This window comes from Micromonospora sp. NPDC005413 (assembly GCF_040606435.1).
In the GTDB taxonomy this organism is placed as follows: Bacteria; Actinomycetota; Actinomycetes; order Mycobacteriales; family Micromonosporaceae; genus Micromonospora.
The window spans coordinates 414,208-428,426 of the sequence record NZ_JBEXEV010000001.1 but is presented as its reverse complement, the minus strand read 5'-3'; the positions used below and the strand labels follow the sequence as shown (position 1 = coordinate 428,426).

General features: G+C 68.8%; 15 protein-coding genes. 8 read left to right on the top strand and 7 right to left on the bottom strand.

Going from position 1 to position 14,219, the window contains the following annotated elements; genetic code table 11:
• Positions 1-74 precede the first annotated feature (74 nt).
• Positions 75-1,334, top strand: a complete 1,260-nt coding sequence (locus ABZS37_RS01640; RefSeq protein ID WP_355164860.1) for a glycoside hydrolase domain-containing protein — start codon at positions 75-77, stop codon at positions 1,332-1,334.
• Between the two features lie 81 nt (positions 1,335-1,415).
• On the opposite strand, the gene ABZS37_RS01635 is transcribed toward ABZS37_RS01640, so the two are convergent.
• A complete protein-coding gene (locus tag ABZS37_RS01635) occupies positions 1,416-1,976 on the bottom strand; it encodes a hypothetical protein (protein WP_355164859.1) in 561 nt (186 codons plus the stop codon).
• Between the two features lie 105 nt (positions 1,977-2,081).
• Between ABZS37_RS01635 and ABZS37_RS01630 the strand changes: the two genes are divergently transcribed.
• Positions 2,082-2,690 (top strand): TetR family transcriptional regulator, encoded by a 609-nt coding sequence (locus ABZS37_RS01630; RefSeq protein WP_355164858.1) that lies wholly within the window; start codon positions 2,082-2,084, stop codon positions 2,688-2,690.
• 118 nt (positions 2,691-2,808) lie between these two features.
• Here ABZS37_RS01630 and ABZS37_RS01625 read toward each other — a convergent pair whose 3' ends face one another.
• Entirely contained in the window at positions 2,809-3,177 is a 369-nt protein-coding gene (locus tag ABZS37_RS01625; protein WP_355164857.1) for a VOC family protein, read from the bottom strand.
• A gap of 29 nt (positions 3,178-3,206) precedes the next feature.
• Positions 3,207-3,980: an oxidoreductase gene (locus ABZS37_RS01620; RefSeq protein WP_355164856.1), complete on the bottom strand. Its 774-nt coding sequence runs from the start codon at positions 3,978-3,980 to the stop codon at positions 3,207-3,209.
• A 68-nt stretch (positions 3,981-4,048) separates the two neighbouring features.
• Between ABZS37_RS01620 and ABZS37_RS01615 the strand changes: the two genes are divergently transcribed.
• Entirely contained in the window at positions 4,049-4,639 is a 591-nt protein-coding gene (locus tag ABZS37_RS01615; protein ID WP_355164855.1) for a TetR/AcrR family transcriptional regulator, read from the top strand.
• A gap of 37 nt (positions 4,640-4,676) precedes the next feature.
• On the opposite strand, the gene ABZS37_RS01610 is transcribed toward ABZS37_RS01615, so the two are convergent.
• From ABZS37_RS01610 to ABZS37_RS01595, 4 genes are all read right to left on the bottom strand, one after another.
• A complete protein-coding gene (locus tag ABZS37_RS01610; RefSeq protein WP_355164854.1) occupies positions 4,677-6,044 on the bottom strand; it encodes a pyridoxal-dependent decarboxylase in 1,368 nt (455 codons plus the stop codon).
• 70 nt (positions 6,045-6,114) lie between these two features.
• Positions 6,115-7,350 (bottom strand): low temperature requirement protein A, encoded by a 1,236-nt coding sequence (locus ABZS37_RS01605; protein ID WP_355164853.1) that lies wholly within the window; start codon positions 7,348-7,350, stop codon positions 6,115-6,117.
• A gap of 209 nt (positions 7,351-7,559) precedes the next feature.
• Positions 7,560-8,303: an alpha/beta hydrolase gene (locus tag ABZS37_RS01600; RefSeq protein WP_355164852.1), complete on the bottom strand. Its 744-nt coding sequence runs from the start codon at positions 8,301-8,303 to the stop codon at positions 7,560-7,562.
• Positions 8,304-8,780: 477 nt separating this feature from the next.
• On the bottom strand, positions 8,781-9,845 hold the full coding sequence (locus ABZS37_RS01595) for an N-acetylmuramoyl-L-alanine amidase (RefSeq protein WP_355164851.1): 1,065 nt from the start codon (positions 9,843-9,845) through the stop codon (positions 8,781-8,783).
• A 72-nt stretch (positions 9,846-9,917) separates the two neighbouring features.
• On the opposite strand from ABZS37_RS01595, the gene ABZS37_RS01590 reads away from it, so the two are divergent.
• From ABZS37_RS01590 to ABZS37_RS01570, 5 genes are all read left to right on the top strand, one after another.
• Positions 9,918-11,216 (top strand): sensor histidine kinase, encoded by a 1,299-nt coding sequence (locus ABZS37_RS01590; RefSeq protein ID WP_355164850.1) that lies wholly within the window; start codon positions 9,918-9,920, stop codon positions 11,214-11,216.
• A complete protein-coding gene (locus ABZS37_RS01585; protein ID WP_355164849.1) occupies positions 11,213-11,875 on the top strand; it encodes a response regulator transcription factor in 663 nt (220 codons plus the stop codon). Before ABZS37_RS01590 ends, ABZS37_RS01585 begins: the two co-directional genes overlap by 4 nt.
• 119 nt (positions 11,876-11,994) lie before the next feature.
• Positions 11,995-12,672, top strand: coding sequence for a DUF2306 domain-containing protein (locus ABZS37_RS01580; RefSeq protein WP_355164848.1), 678 nt, complete (start codon positions 11,995-11,997; stop codon positions 12,670-12,672).
• A gap of 317 nt (positions 12,673-12,989) precedes the next feature.
• Positions 12,990-13,592: a hypothetical protein gene (locus tag ABZS37_RS01575; RefSeq protein ID WP_355164847.1), complete on the top strand. Its 603-nt coding sequence runs from the start codon at positions 12,990-12,992 to the stop codon at positions 13,590-13,592.
• On the top strand, positions 13,576-14,190 hold the full coding sequence (locus ABZS37_RS01570) for an OmpA family protein (RefSeq protein WP_355164846.1): 615 nt from the start codon (positions 13,576-13,578) through the stop codon (positions 14,188-14,190). The genes ABZS37_RS01575 and ABZS37_RS01570 overlap by 17 nt, the downstream gene beginning before the upstream one ends.
• Positions 14,191-14,219: the final 29 nt, after the last annotated feature.

Sequence of the window (14,219 nt, the reverse complement as noted above, 5' to 3'; positions counted from 1 at the left end):
CCAATCATCGATTGATGGTAATAATCTTCGCAGCGCTCACTCTCTAGCAAGATTTCTTTCAGACGGAGGCGACGATGAGGATCATCGCTGGCTGGCTTGCGGGGCTCACTGTTGCCGCAGGACTGGTGGCACCGGCCACCGCGACTGCTGTGGCCGCGACACCCGCGCAGGCATCCACCGCAGCGACGCAGCTGGCCGCCGGCCCGCAACCAGGCACCTTCACTGGCCGGGGATTCGACACCTGCGCTGCCCCGTCACCGGCTGCGATGAACGCGTGGCGGGCCAGTTCGCCCTACGGCGCGGTCGGCATCTACATCAGCGGGGCCAGCCGCTCCTGCGCCCAGCCCAACCTCAGCGCGACCTGGGTGGCCAATCAGACGAGCAACGGATGGCGGCTGATCCCCATCGAACTGGGGTACCAGGCACCGTGTGGCACCCGCACGCCGAAGATGTCCGCCGATGCCACCGTCGCCCGGTCACAAGGCGCCTCCGCGGCGAACAGCGCCGCGAACGCAGCCCAGGCACTGGGCATTGGCAGTGCGAGCACCATCTACAACGACATCGAGCAGTACCCGTCGAACGCGTCGTGCCGGGCAGCCGTCCTGTCGTTCCTGTCCGGCTGGGTCGAGCAACTGCACGTACGCGGCTACCTCGCTGGCATGTACTCCAGCGGCTCGTCCGGCATCAAGGACGTCTGCGACGCGTACGGCAACCCGACCTACACGCGACTCGACCAGATCTGGATCGCCTGGTGGAACGGGGTGGCTGACACGGACGCCGGAAGTTACTGCGCCGATGCCTACTACGCGAACCACCAGCGCCTGCACCAGTACGCCGGCGACGTCACCGAGACGTGGGGCGGCGTGACGATGAACATCGACCGCAACTACCTCGACGTGAGGGTTACCCAGACCCCGCCGCAGCAGTGGACCGCCACCATCGACAACAGCACCTCGGGCGGATTCACGGCGAGCGCAGACTGGGGCACGTCGGCCTACTCCGGCCAACGGTTTGGCACCGACTACCGATTCGCCACCCCGTTGTCCTCCAGCGACGTCGCCTGGTACAGGTCGACCATCCCGGCCACCGGAAACTACGAGATCTCGGTCTGGTACCCGGCCGACGCCGGCTACAACAACCAGACGCCATACCTTGTAGCGACCACAACCGGGAACAGGTCCGTGTCCGTCGACCAGCGGGCCAACGGCGGTCGGTGGGTCTCCATCGGCGTGTTCGCCCTGTCCGCGGGCACGGGCAACAAGGTCGGCGTGAGCCGCTGGACCAGCGGCACCGGAATCGTGGTCGCCGACGCGGTGCGGATCACCCGGGTCTGAACCCCCTCGCCGACGGTCGGGTACGCCGGAACCGCGTGCCACAACCGATCCAGCGGGACCTCACCGACGATGGCGGTCATGTCAGTTGCCCTTCGCGCTGTGGCCGAGGCGGAAGGCGGCGATGAGGAAGAAGATGGCGCCGGGAATGGCGTAGCCAGCCGCGTTGGTCAGCGACGGGTTGTCCGCAGCAGCATTGGCGATGAAGGACCCACCAGCCAGGACCGAGATGCCACCGCTGATGATCATCGGCCACTGGCCGCCCATCTTGCGACGGCTGACACCCACGGCCAACTGGACCAGACCGGCCACGATCGCCCAGGCGCCCCACACCCGCAGGACAGCGGGGATACCGGACGCGGAGGCGACACCCACGCCGACGGCGGCGATCAGGCTGACCGCGACGTTCGCGTACAGCAGGGCCGGCGAGCCTGCGGTACGCGAGAAACGAAGATCGTAGATGGCAGCGCCCACGTCGAACAGCGGGTAGAGCACGAACAGCACCACAGTGAGCGGGCCGATCTCCTTGGCGGTAGCGATCGTCACGCCGGCCCACACGATGGCGAACGCGAAGCGGGTGAAGTACAGCCGCCGCAGTGCGGATGCGGCCTGGGAGATGCCGGGCGAAGCAGCAATGGTGGTCACGGGTGACCCTTTCACAAGAGGGGGACCGAACGTTCTGTCGACCCAGCATGGCAAGCCAGCTTCACACTGTCAAGACCGAACGTTCTATCTGCTAAGGTGGGGTGTATGACGCGCGGCGAACCCGACACCCGGCCCTCTGAGGCGCGACTCCGGCTCCTCACCGCGGCAACCAGGATCTTCTACGCGGAGGGCATCCATTCCGTCGGCGTTGACCGGATCATCGCCGAGGCGAAAGTGACCCGGGCCACCTTCTACCGGCACTTCCCCGGCAAGGAAGACCTCATTCTCGCCTACCTGCGTGAGGTGCATCAGATGGATCGCGGCGCGGTCGACGCGGCCATCGCCACCAACACATCGCCGATTGACCCCCTCCTGGCCATTGCTGGCTCCATCGCTCAGAACATTCAGTCCCCCGGGTTCCGTGGGTGCGCCTTCCTGAACGCCGCAGCGGAGTATCCCGACCCGAACCATCCCGTGCACCAGGAGATCATCGCCCACCGGCAATGGTTCCTGGACACGCTCACCGTGCTGATGGCGCAGGTCCACGAGGAGACGGCGGATCCCGCCGCCCGCCATTTCGTCATGCTCCGCGACGGCGCCATGGCAGCCGGATGCCTTTTCGACCCCTCGCTGGTGTCCGAGACCTTCCTCCGCGGGGTCGAAGGACTACTCCGGATCAATGCGGAGCGCCAGTCAACCGAATCCGCCCGCTAGTACTGCAAGAGAGACGCCACGCCACCCGGAAGCTCCGAGGTGCACGGTCGACCAGGCTCGGTTCAACGATGGGCACGACGGACCCCGATCCCTGTTTCGGTCCGGGCGGTCGCGCAACTCAGGCCGACCGGAGGCAGAAGGGGTGCCCGGCCGGGCTGGCATAGACCCGGCCGCCCTTCTGTGCAGCGGGGTCGACGTCATCGGTGGGCCGCAGCCGACGCGCACCGGCCTGGAGTGCCAGCATGTCCGCGGCGGCGAGGTCGTCGGTCGTCAGGTCGACGTGCATCTGCTGGGCGTTGCCCTCAGGCCAGGTCGGGGGGACATGCCCCGGCGCCAACTGGATCACTACCGCGGGAAACCCCTCGATGCGCAGGAAGTGGTGGGTTGCGGTCTTCACGATCGAGCCGCCCAGCAGTTGGTGCCAGAACGCGCTCTCGGGTTGCAGTTCGCCGGCATCGATGATGATGGCGCTGAGGTTGATGTTCATGCTGCTCGTCCGATCTGTTCGGGTTCGGCTTACACAACCGGGATGATGCCGCCGTCGACGCGGAACTCGGCTCCCGTGAGCCACTTCGCACGTCTGGAGGCAAGGAACGCGATCATTTCCGCGACGTCCTCGGGATCGCCGGGGCGGCCCATTGGCACGTTCAGGCGATCCACGATCTGCTGTTTGACCTGCTCCACGGCGATACCCTGCTGGTCCGCCATCTGCTGCAGGTGCTCTGCGGCACCTTGGGTGACCACGAAGCCCGGCAGGACACACACCACTCGCACCCCGTGCTCGCCCACCTCCGTCGCCAGTTCGCGGCTGTAGGCGTTGAGGGCTGCTTTCGCTGCGGCGTAGGACGCCTCGGCGCGCTGCGGTAGGCGGCTCGCGATCGACGAGACGTGCACGACGACACCGGACCCGCGCTCGACCATTCCCGGGACCAGTGCCCGGTCGAGCCGGACGGCACTCAACAGGTTCATTGCCAGGTCGGCATGCCACGATCCGTCGGACCGCTGCAGCGTCGGCGCCGGGGCGCTGGCAGCGCCCGCATTGCTCACCAGGACATCCACCCCGCCGACGCTGTCGAGGACTCGCCGGCCGAGCTGCGCGACACCTTCCTCGGTGGCGAGGTCGGCGGGGATGAAGGTGGCCCGCAGATCCGCTGGGGGTGTGCTGCGGGAGGCGGTCAGCACCGTCGCGCCGGCTGCCGCGAAGCGGCGGGCCGTCGCCTCGCCCAGGCCACGGCTGCCGCCGGTGACCAGCACTCGAAGGCCGCTGAGGCCGTCGTCCGAGAACGTCATGAGTCATCCCGTCCAGTAAGGTGAAGCTGACTCCGGAAAACTAGCATAAGCGGAGTCAGACTCATCTTATGGAGGCCGTGTTGTCGTCGTCACGTCCGCTGCGCGCTGATGCGCGGCGTAACCGCGAAGCTCTCCTGACCGCGGCGCGCGAGGCGTTCCTCAGCAAGGAGGCCGACGCGCACGTCGAGGACATCGCCCGCAGCGCCGGCGTTGCGGTCGGAACGCTCTACCGCCACTTCGAGACCCGTGAAGCCCTCATCGAGGAGGTCTACCGCCAGGAGGTCGACGAGCTTTGCGCCGCGCCCGCGGAGCTCCTTGACCGGCACGCCCCGGACGAGGCCCTGCGGCGCTTCCTACTGCTACTGGTAGAGCATGCCGCCGTCGGCAAGGGGATGGCGGTCGCCTTGGGGAGCATCATGGCGACGGACTCGCCAGTCTTCGACGACGCCCGCCGACAGATGGCACAAGCTCTCGATCGGCTGCTCGACGCAGGCTCGGTGGCTGGTTCCATCCGCGGCGATGTCGGCGGGCGTACCCTGCTTCGTGCGCTGGGCGCCATCTGCGGAATGCACGCCACGGACGGCTGGACGGACGAAGCCGTGCGCATCACGGCGATCCTCTTCGACGGGCTGCGGTGTGGCGTAAGAAATCCAGGTTGAGTCGACGCACACCGCGCTGCCGAGGTGCGCGTCGGTGTTACGCGGCGAGGCGGGCGATCGCGGCGATCGATCGGTCTACGTCTGCTTCGGTCGTGGTGGCGTTCGATACCGAGATTCGCATCAGCCGCCGTCCTCGCCACGTTGTCCCGCCTACCCAGCAGGTGCCGTCAGCCTGGACCGCGGCCACCACCCGGTCGGTGCGCGCGTCGTCGCCGAAGCCGACCAGCACCTGGTTGAGGACCACCTCGTTCGCCACCTCGAACCCGGCCCTGCTCAGGCCAGCTGCGAACCGGCGAGCCAGTTCGCAGCAGCGGTCGACCAGCGCGGCGACCCCGTCGCTGCCCAGCTCCTGCAGCCCGGCCCAGACGGCGAACCCACGGGCCCGCCGTGAGGACTCGGCAGTGAAATCGGCTCCTGCCGGTGCGCCACCGGAACCGACCAGGTACGCGGCGCTGTAGGACATCGCCGCCGCGTGTACGTCCGGCCGGGAGCAGAACGCGAACGCCGAGTCGTACGGCAGATTGAGCCACTTGTGGCCGTCGCAGGCCCACGAATCCGCCAGCTCCAGCCCGTCCACCAGATGCCGGGTCGCAGGGCTCGCCGCCGCCCACAGCCCGAAGGCCCCGTCCACGTGCACCCATCCACCGTGCCGCTGGACCAGCTCGCAGGCCTCCCGGAGCTGGTCGCAGGCGCCGGTGTTCACGTTCCCGGCCTGCAGGCACACGATGGTGGGGCCGGACGAGCCGGCCCGCAGCGCCTCCCGTAGCGAGTTGAGGTCGATGGCGCCGTTAGGCCCTGGGGACACCTGGTGCACCACGTCGGTGCCGAGGCCGAGCAGACGCAGCGACCGGTCGATGGTCCCGTGCCGCTCCTGACCAGCGATCACCCGGATCGGTGACGCCCCGAGCAGCCCGCGCCGTTCCACGTCCCAGCCCGCGTCCGCCAGCACCTGGTGCCGGGCGGCGGCGAGCCCGGCGGTGTTGGCCGCCTGGGCACCGGTGACGAACCCGACCGACGCCGACGCCGGGATCCCCAGCAATTCCTTCAACCAACCACCGGCGGCAGCTTCGGCCGCGATGGCGGCCGGCGACGTGACGGCGTTGGTCGCGAGCTGGTCCCAACCAGCGGCGACGATGTCCGCCGCGGTCGCCGCCGGCAACGCGCCGCCGACCACGAACCCGAAGTACCGCGGGCCGGCGCTGGCCACCAGCCCCGGCTCGGCCGCGGCGATCAGGTCCGCAAGCACCTGCTCCGGCGGGCGCGACGCGGAGGGCAGTGGGCCGGAGAAGGCCCTGGTCAGCGCCGCCTGGTCGACGGGAACTCCGACCGGGCGCTCCGATAGCGACGCTCGGTAGTCGGCTACATGCTCGGCGGCCGAGCGGAACAGGTGCCCGAAGTCTGCCACCGACCCAACCTATCCCGGAGCCATCGCGCCATCGAGTCGCCGGGGCTGGTAGCGGTGCACAGCCGCGCGATCACGCCTCGGAGTCGCGATCGCCGGATGCCTCCCGCCCAATCGGCGAGGCGGACGTCTCGAGCGGCCGTCCCCGGCTTCGCAGCGCGTCGAGCAGCGTGACCAGCGCCAGCACTCCGGCCACCACGCTCAGCCCGACCATCGGCGCCCAGTGGGCCAACGCTGGCGTGAACAGCAGTATGGCCGCCAAGCCGATCATCTGGGGTCGTGAAACCCGACCGAAGATCTCGTGTTCCAGCCGCATACGAGCGACGAGGAAGAGCACTGGACCGCCCACCACGAACAGAAGCCAACTGGGCCGCGGCGGCCCGTACGGCTGATCGATCACCAGCTCGTAGCCAACCGAGGTGACGAGCACGCTGAGCACGATCAGCAGATGCGTCCGTTCCGACACCGCGCCCAGCCGGCCGGGCATACCCGCCCGATCGAACGCCTCGGTCAGCAGCAGACCGGCGCGGTGGAAGTAGATCCGCCAGAGCAGCGCGCTGGTGGCGAACGCGACCGCGAAGGCGGCGGCCCGCTCCCCCGAGTAGTCCGTGCCGCCGAAAACCACACCGATGACCAAAATCGACTCACCGAGTGCGATGAGAAACATCTGCTGGTAACGGTCGGCAAGATGCGTCCCAGCGATCCGCCAGCGGCCCACCCTGGATGCCCCGAGCCACGGCAGCGGCCAGCCCAGGGCCCAGGCGAGGTAGTCGACAGCGAGGGCGGCCGCCCACAGCGGCAGGCGAAGATGGTCCGGACCCAACGCGCCGGCCAGCCACAGCGGCGCGCTCGCCGAAGCCCATACGGCAAGCCGGATCGGCACGAGCCGTCGCGGATGGCCACGCAGCGCGGCGGCGACCACCAGCGGCCGCACCACCATCACCATCAGGTATGCGACCGTGAACGGCAGTGCTCGCTCCTCCATGGCGCGGGGCAGCGTCACCGCCATGACCAGGCCGGCGAACATGGTGCCGACCACGACGGCCTGGATGATCGGCTGCTCTGGTTCGTAGCGACTGGTGATCCAGGCGGTGTGCGACCAGATCAGCCAGAGTGCCAAGAAGAGCAGCAGGGTACGACCGAACCCTGTGACGAGCGCCCAGCCAGTGTCATCGCTCAGGTCGGCGAATCGTTGCGTGACCCGGGTGAGGGCCACAACGAAGGCCAGGTCGAAGAAGAGCTCCAGGAACGTTGCGCGGCCCGAACTCGTGGGAGGGCGCAGCAGTTCGGCACCCCTCCCCGCCGCCATCGTCCGCCTCCGTTCGCCCCTTGCCGCACCAACGAGCCGGCGCCAAGGGAGTTGCGTCAGTCCACGACGGTGTCCCCCTCGCCCGCGCCGCATCGACACTCGCCAACCACCGGAACCTCAACTGGGCACGGACCATCGCTAGGATCTTGATCGCGACCCGCTTTCCCGCAGCCCTGTCGGGCGATCTGAGCAACTGGTAGCCGGTCCGGTCAGCGCGGCAGCGAGCGCAGCGCATCCACCACGGCGTCGGGCGCCCGCAGCGGCACGAAGTGGTCGGCGCCGGGTATTCGCACAAGGCGGCAGCCGGGAATGCGCCGCGCGGCCTCGACGCAGGACGGGACGAACGACCGGCGTTCGAGATCGCCGAGCAGCAGCACGCAGGGAGTAGCAACGTCCTCGAGCCGGGACCACGCGTCGCCGTCATCGACGAAGGTATCGCCCCAGTTGAGCCAGAACCGGACCGCCGAACGCAGCAGATCGACGACGAGCGGGTCGCGGCCGGCCCGGGCCCACCGGGCGACACCCTGCTCGACGAAGGTCTCCGGGTCGGCGCTGTCCGGCTCGTCGTCGGGATCGTGGGAGGGCGGGGCGCCGGAAATGCCGGGGCATGCCAGCACCATCCCGCGAACCCGATCCGGCTCGGCGAGGGCGAGGTCGAGCGCTGTACCGCCGCCCATGCTGCAACCGACGAACAATGCCGGCCCGACGGCGAGCCGGTCAAGCACCCGACGCAGGTCGTCCACCCGGGAGAATTGCCCGGCCGGCGGCGCGGAGCGGCCGAAGCCCCGCGCGTCGTACCGGATCAGCCGGTGCTGCCCGGCGAGTCGCTCCCAGACGGGGTTCCAGATGCGAGAGTCGCCCACGCCCGGGTGCAGTAGCACGACCGGTGGCAGGTCGCCCCCGGTGTCCTCGGCCCAGACAGACCCGTCCCTCACATTGATCAACTGCCCCATGGCGACGAGCCTCCCACACGGGCGGCGCTCAGGCGCGGGGATATCGGTGTGTTCTCCTGAGCGGCGCGGCCGAGATTTCGCCAGGCCAGTTGAGCCGGGTTTCGCATATCTCGTCGCGCGTGAAGGGTCCGCCGGATTCGACGCGAAGAGAATCATGCCCGGTCGGTGCCGATCCGGCGACCCCGCGTTCCGCGAGACGCTCGCCGACGGGCAGCGGCCCGAGAAGGCCCCGTGCACCAACTACCGCTGAGCACCTCCCGCGCATCCGATCACGCGGTTGGACGGTCCGGCCGGGAGTCCGCTTGCCGCCGTCCAACCAGGCGTTGGCTCCCACCTCGGCCTGAGGGAACGGCGCCGGCCGGTCGCGTCGCCAGCCGCCTGCAACACGGACAGGATCTTGTCCCAGGTCCCGTCCTCCGCCATCGGCGGAACAGGCCCGTGACCTCGGCGCTGCCGGCCTGACTTACGAAACACGCCTTAGACTCGGGTGACCCGGACGGCGTCGGCCACGACGTAGCCTGCGGCGCTGGTCCACCGGCTCACCGCGACCAGGTTGCGGTCACCGGCAGCGAGCGCAAAGGTGCCGAGCGAACGCCATACGCCACCGCTGGAGCGCTGGTCCAGGTTGAGCGTCTGGTTGCCCGAGGCGGTGACGATGACGTGCGGGGTGGTGCTGTTGTAACCCGGGTCGGCCGGGTGCCGCACCTCGATGCGATAGGTCCCAGCCGCCGGGATGTCGACCTTGAACCAGGCGGCGTCGCTGGCGGGGGTGGGGCTGGCGAAACGGTAGTCAGCGCCGTAGCGCTGGCTGGAGTAGGCCGAACTCCCCCAGTTGGTGCTCGCCGTGAACCGCCCTGCGGTGGCGTTGTCCACAATGACGCTGAAGGTGGGCGGGGTGGTGCTGCCCAGCCCCAGATAGCTGGCGATGCCCTGAGCGTGCGCGCGGGCGGTGGCAGTGATGAAGTCGGCCCGTTTGAGCAGGTTCGCGTCCGCCACGGTGTCGATGAAGAGGTTCTCGGTGAGCACCGCGGGCATGGTCGTCTCGCGCAGCACATGGAAGTTGGCGCTCTTCAGCCCTCGGTCGGTGACTGAACCGACCGACCGCATACCGGCGATCACTCTCGGATGCAACGCGTTGTGCAGGTTGATGTTGGCGGCGTCCGCCGTCAGATACCGGTAGCTCTCGAAGCCGGTGCCGCCCCCGGAGTTGATGTGCACACTGACGAAGAGGTCAGCGCCCCAGGCGTTGGCGTCGTCGGTGCGGTAGGCCAGGCTGCGAGTGATGTCGGTCGTTCGGGACATGCGGACGTCGACGTTCCAGTTGGCCAGCAGGATACTGCGCAGTTGCAGGGAGATGTCGAGCGTCAGGGCCTTCTCCTGCAACCCGTTGCCGACCGCCCCGGAGTCGGTGCCGCCGTGGCCGGGGTCGATGTAGACCTTGGGCAACGCGGCCCACGCGGGGCCTCCGAAAATGGGGACCGCCGCGGCACCAGCGAGGGCCGCCAGGAGGGTACGCCGCCGCAGCGCCAAGTCGTCGAACATGTGCACCTCTCAAGGGAAACCGAAGAGATCAACGATGTTCGAAATATAGCGGACCATCGATGGTGTTGAAAGATGTCTACGCCTCGCGATCTGATCGCCGGAGGTTTTTGCCGCCGCGCCGCCCGGCCCTCCGCCTCCGTCCACCCCAACGAGGCGGTCTCCGACAGGAGTCACAAATCAGTCGTACTTTGGGACGATCTGGAGTCGCATCACCGTTCGTACGATGGTCCTATGCACTCTCGCCTGCACGCAGTGTTGGCCGAGCCGCGCGTCCCACATGTCCCGTCCCGCGTGTGGCGCGACTGGGCGTTGATCGCAGTCATCGCGCCGGCGATCGTGGTGGAAGGGATCCTCCGGCCCGATCTGCCGTGGCGGGTGGGCTGCGTCGTCGTCGCGCTCGCACTGCTGCCCACGCTCCTGTGGCGGCGTACGAAGCCGCTCGCGATGGTGGCGATCGCCTTCGGCTTCACGACGGTCGGCCCATTCGTGCTGCCCGGCGATGCCTGCCAGATGTTCACGGCGAGCTTCCTGGTCCTCCTGGTCTCCGCGCTGTTCCGCTGGGGCTCCGGCCGGGATGCCGTGATCGGTTCGTTCTTCGTGGTGGCCAAGGTGGCCGCCGCCGGCCTGGCCGGCTCGATCAACGGCGGCGAGCTGGTCGCCGGCTTCGCGGTGATGTTCGCGGCCGCCACGCTGGGCGTCGCGATCCGCTTCCGCGCCGCCACCCGGCTGCGCGAGCTCGATCAGGTGAAGCTGTTGGAGCGTGAGCGGCTCGCCCGTGACCTGCACGACACGGTTGCCCACCATGTGTCGGCCATGGCGATCCGCGCCCAGGCCGGCATCGCCGCCTCGGCGAGCCAACCGGGCGCCGCCGTCGAGGCGCTCCGCGTCATCGAGGCCGAGGCGTCCCGTGCGCTTGCCGAGATGCGCGCCATGGTCCGCGTCCTGCGCCGCGACCAGCCCGCCGACCTGGGGCCCAGCCCGCAGGTCGCCGACATCGAGCGGCTCGCTGGCCGCTTCCGCACCGGGCCGGCCATCGACGTGGATTTCCGCGGCGATTTCGGCAACCTTCCGCCCACGGTCGGCTCCGCGCTCTACCGCCTGGCTCAGGAGTCGGTCACCAATGCCCGTCGCCACGCCCGCCACGCCACCCGCATCGAGGTCAGCGTCGCTGCCGACGACACCTCCGTACGCCTGCGGGTCAGCGACGACGGCGAGGCCGGCACCGCCCGCCCGAGCGGCTCGCACGGTTTCGGCCTCGTGGGCATGATGGAGCGCGCCGATCTGCTCGGTGGCACCTGCGAGGCCGGCCCCAATCCCGACCGTGGGTGGACCGTCACGGCCGTGCTCCCGCGCGAGGGGGTCGGCGCATGACGGTGCGTGTGCTCATCGCGGACGACCAGGAGATCGTCCGTACCGGCCTCACCATCATCTTGAACACTCAACCCGGCATCGAGGTCGTCGGTGGGGCTGGCGACGGCCGTCAGGCGGTCGAGCTCGCCCAGCGGCTCCGCCCCGACGTGTGCCTCTTCGACATTCGCATGCCCGGCATGGACGGCATCGAGGCCACGCGGGCGCTCGCCGGGCCATCGGTCCCGGAGCCGCTCGCGGTGGTCGTCATCACGACCTTCGACCTCGACGAGTACGTGTACGCGGCACTGCGTGCCGGCGCCCGCGGCTTCCTGCTCAAGGAGGCTGGCCCCGACCTGCTCAGCCAGGCCGTGCACGCGGCCGCCAACGGGGATGCGCTGATCGCGCCGAGCGTCACCACGCGGCTGCTGAAGGCGTTCGCCGACGCGGGTCCGGCCGCCCCGCGGAAGCAGCCAATCGAGGCGCTCACCGACCGGGAGGAGCAGGTGCTGGTCGCCGTCGCGCGGGGACGCACCAACAAGGAGATCGCCGACGAGCTCTACATCACGTTGAGCACGGTCAAGTCGCACATCACCAGCCTGATGACCAAGCTCGGTGTGCGTAACCGGGTCGAGGTGGCGATGTGGGCGTACGAGACCAACCGCAGACGGGCCCGCTGGTGAGGGGTGGGCGTCGACCCATGACCGGCATAAGTACGACGACGGCGTACGACCATGGGCCGGCCCGATTGCGGCCCATGTGCCGATGAGCCGGGGCGGGTCCGGCGTCCACCATCGATGGCATGACAATGCGCGAGTGGCGGCTACCGGCAGCGTTGATCCTGCTGGGCCTGATACCGATGATCGCTGGTGCGGGAAGGCTTGCCGAACTGGGCACCGGACCGGAGGTCACCCCGGCGAACGCTCGCTTCGTCGCCGAGCCGCTGCCGGTGGTGCTGCACATCGTCGGCGCGGTGGTCTACACGACGCTCGGCGCCTTCCAGTTCGTACCCAGTCTGCGCCGCCGCCGCTGGCACCGCCTCGCCGGCCGGGTGCTTGTCCCCTGCGGACTGACGGTCGCGCTCTCCGGCCTGTGGATGACGTTCGCGTACGACCTGCCGGCCCATGACAACGACGTGCTCGCCGGCATGCGGCTCGTCTTCGGCTCGGCCATGGCCGGCTCGATCCTGCTCGGCCTCGCCGCCGCGCTACGCCGGCACTTCCCCCGCCACCGTGCGTGGATGGTGCGCGGCTACGCGATCGGCCTCGGCGCCGGCACCCAGGCGTTCACGCACGCGCCGTATTTCGCCGCCACCGGCGAACAGCCCGAGGGGAACGTTCGGGCCGGCCTGGTGCTCGCCGGTTGGTTGATCAACCTTGCCGTGGCCGAGTGGTACCTGCGTCGGCCCAGCCACCGAACCAACCACCACCACTCGCCACAGCAGCCCAGACGATCATCACCGAATGTGACGACAGGTTAGAGCGCTACGCGAAGACCAGGATCGAGCGGACCTTCTGCCGATGTCGGCGCCGCCTCTGCTGGCACTCCGCGTGACCACCATGGACTGGACCAGCACAGCGTCATGAATGTCGTCGCGGCCCTCTCACCGATGTGTCCGCTGCAAGTACCCTGCAGACGATTTGCAGGCGGTACCGCCGACAGTCGGTCAGTCGGTTCCCGCTGGCAGCGGCCAGCGGCCCTGGCTCAGAAACCTTTTGACCGATCTATCGGACGTGGTTTGTGGCTGCCGGGCGGTGCGGAGTGTCTGGCAGACCGCGACCAGTAACGGAGAAAATCGTGGGTTCACGCATCACGATCACCGCCGGTTCGCTCGCGATCGCGGTGACGATGGCCCTCACGGCGTGCGGCAGCCTCGGCAGGTCGCGCGATCCCGGAGGTGGCACCAAGGAGTTGAAGGAGACCGTTGCCGCCACAGCGGGCGCGCCCGAGAAACTCGGTGCACCGATTGGGAGCCGGGACATTCAGATCAGCGACAGTGGCAAGCTTTTCCTGGTCAAGGTCGAGCTGTACCCGCTCCGACGCGACCAGGGTTTTGTGACTGTCAACGTCCGGCTGACCCGCACGGACACCACCGGCAACTCGGGCCGTTGGCAGATCTCAAGCGCGTTCCAAGGTGACACGATCTCCTTGGCCTTCTCCGGCGTGACGATGATCGACCGGAAGAACCGGAAGCGACACCTGGTGGCCCGGAGCGGAGACCAGGACGCGAGGCCCGGCCAGGTGAACTATCTCGCTTCGTCGGGCCTCGCCTCGGTGTTCGTCCAGGCCGGCCAGTCGGTCGACCTCTACGCCATGCTCGGAGCCCCACCGGACGACGTCACCGCCGTTGATGTCGTCATCCCCCGCGTGCCGGTCTTCGAAAATGTACCGGTCGGTTAGCCGGCGGACGGCGCTGGCCGCCACGCTGACCATCTGTCTGCTGGTCAGCGAACCGGCGGTCGCCTGGTCCGCGCCGATACCGACGCCACCGCCGCCGACCGTCGTGCCTGGACCACAGATCGTGTCCGGCGAGCAGGTGAGCGCACCGATCGTGGACATCCAGGGGCCGGTGCAGGACATCTTTCTGCTCACCGAGGAACCTGACGGCACCAGCATGCAGGCCGAGTCCAGCAGGCGGATCGAGCTGACTCTCGCGGCGGATGTGCTCTTCGCCTTCGGTAAGGCCGATCTGTCCCCGGCTGCCCGTGCCCGGCTGGATGAGATAGCCGGACGGCTGCGTAGCCAGGCCAAGGGCAAGGTTCAGATCGACGGGCACACCGACTCGGTCGGTGACGACGCGCAGAACCTGACGTTGTCCCGCCGACGGGCCCAGGCGGTCCGAGACGCGCTGACCGCAGCACTCACCGACAGTGGGATCACCTACGAGATCAACGGCCTCGGGGAGACCCGACCCGTCGCGGCGAACACCGTGGACGGCAAGGACAACCCGAAGGGCAGGGCCAGCAACCGACGCGTCGAAATCCGGTTCGACAAATGAGCCAGCGCATCCCTCGGCTCGTCGCACTC

Excerpts from the sequence above, each read along its gene's own strand:
- ABZS37_RS01640 (WP_355164860.1), top strand. The coding sequence starts at position 75 with ATGAGGATCATCGCTGGCTGGCTTGCGGGGCTCACTGTTGCCGCAGGA.
- ABZS37_RS01630 (WP_355164858.1), top strand. The coding sequence starts at position 2,082 with ATGACGCGCGGCGAACCCGACACCCGGCCCTCTGAGGCGCGACTCCGG.
- ABZS37_RS01625 (WP_355164857.1), bottom strand. The coding sequence starts at position 3,177 with ATGAACATCAACCTCAGCGCCATCATCATCGATGCCGGCGAACTGCAA.
- ABZS37_RS01620 (WP_355164856.1), bottom strand. The coding sequence starts at position 3,980 with ATGACGTTCTCGGACGACGGCCTCAGCGGCCTTCGAGTGCTGGTCACC.
- ABZS37_RS01615 (WP_355164855.1), top strand. The coding sequence starts at position 4,049 with ATGGAGGCCGTGTTGTCGTCGTCACGTCCGCTGCGCGCTGATGCGCGG.
- ABZS37_RS01605 (WP_355164853.1), bottom strand. The coding sequence starts at position 7,350 with ATGGCGGCGGGGAGGGGTGCCGAACTGCTGCGCCCTCCCACGAGTTCG.
- ABZS37_RS01600 (WP_355164852.1), bottom strand. The coding sequence starts at position 8,303 with ATGGGGCAGTTGATCAATGTGAGGGACGGGTCTGTCTGGGCCGAGGAC.
- ABZS37_RS01595 (WP_355164851.1), bottom strand. The coding sequence starts at position 9,845 with ATGTTCGACGACTTGGCGCTGCGGCGGCGTACCCTCCTGGCGGCCCTC.
- ABZS37_RS01590 (WP_355164850.1), top strand. The coding sequence starts at position 9,918 with ATGTCTACGCCTCGCGATCTGATCGCCGGAGGTTTTTGCCGCCGCGCC.
- ABZS37_RS01585 (WP_355164849.1), top strand. The coding sequence starts at position 11,213 with ATGACGGTGCGTGTGCTCATCGCGGACGACCAGGAGATCGTCCGTACC.
- ABZS37_RS01580 (WP_355164848.1), top strand. The coding sequence starts at position 11,995 with ATGACAATGCGCGAGTGGCGGCTACCGGCAGCGTTGATCCTGCTGGGC.
- ABZS37_RS01570 (WP_355164846.1), top strand. The coding sequence starts at position 13,576 with ATGTACCGGTCGGTTAGCCGGCGGACGGCGCTGGCCGCCACGCTGACC.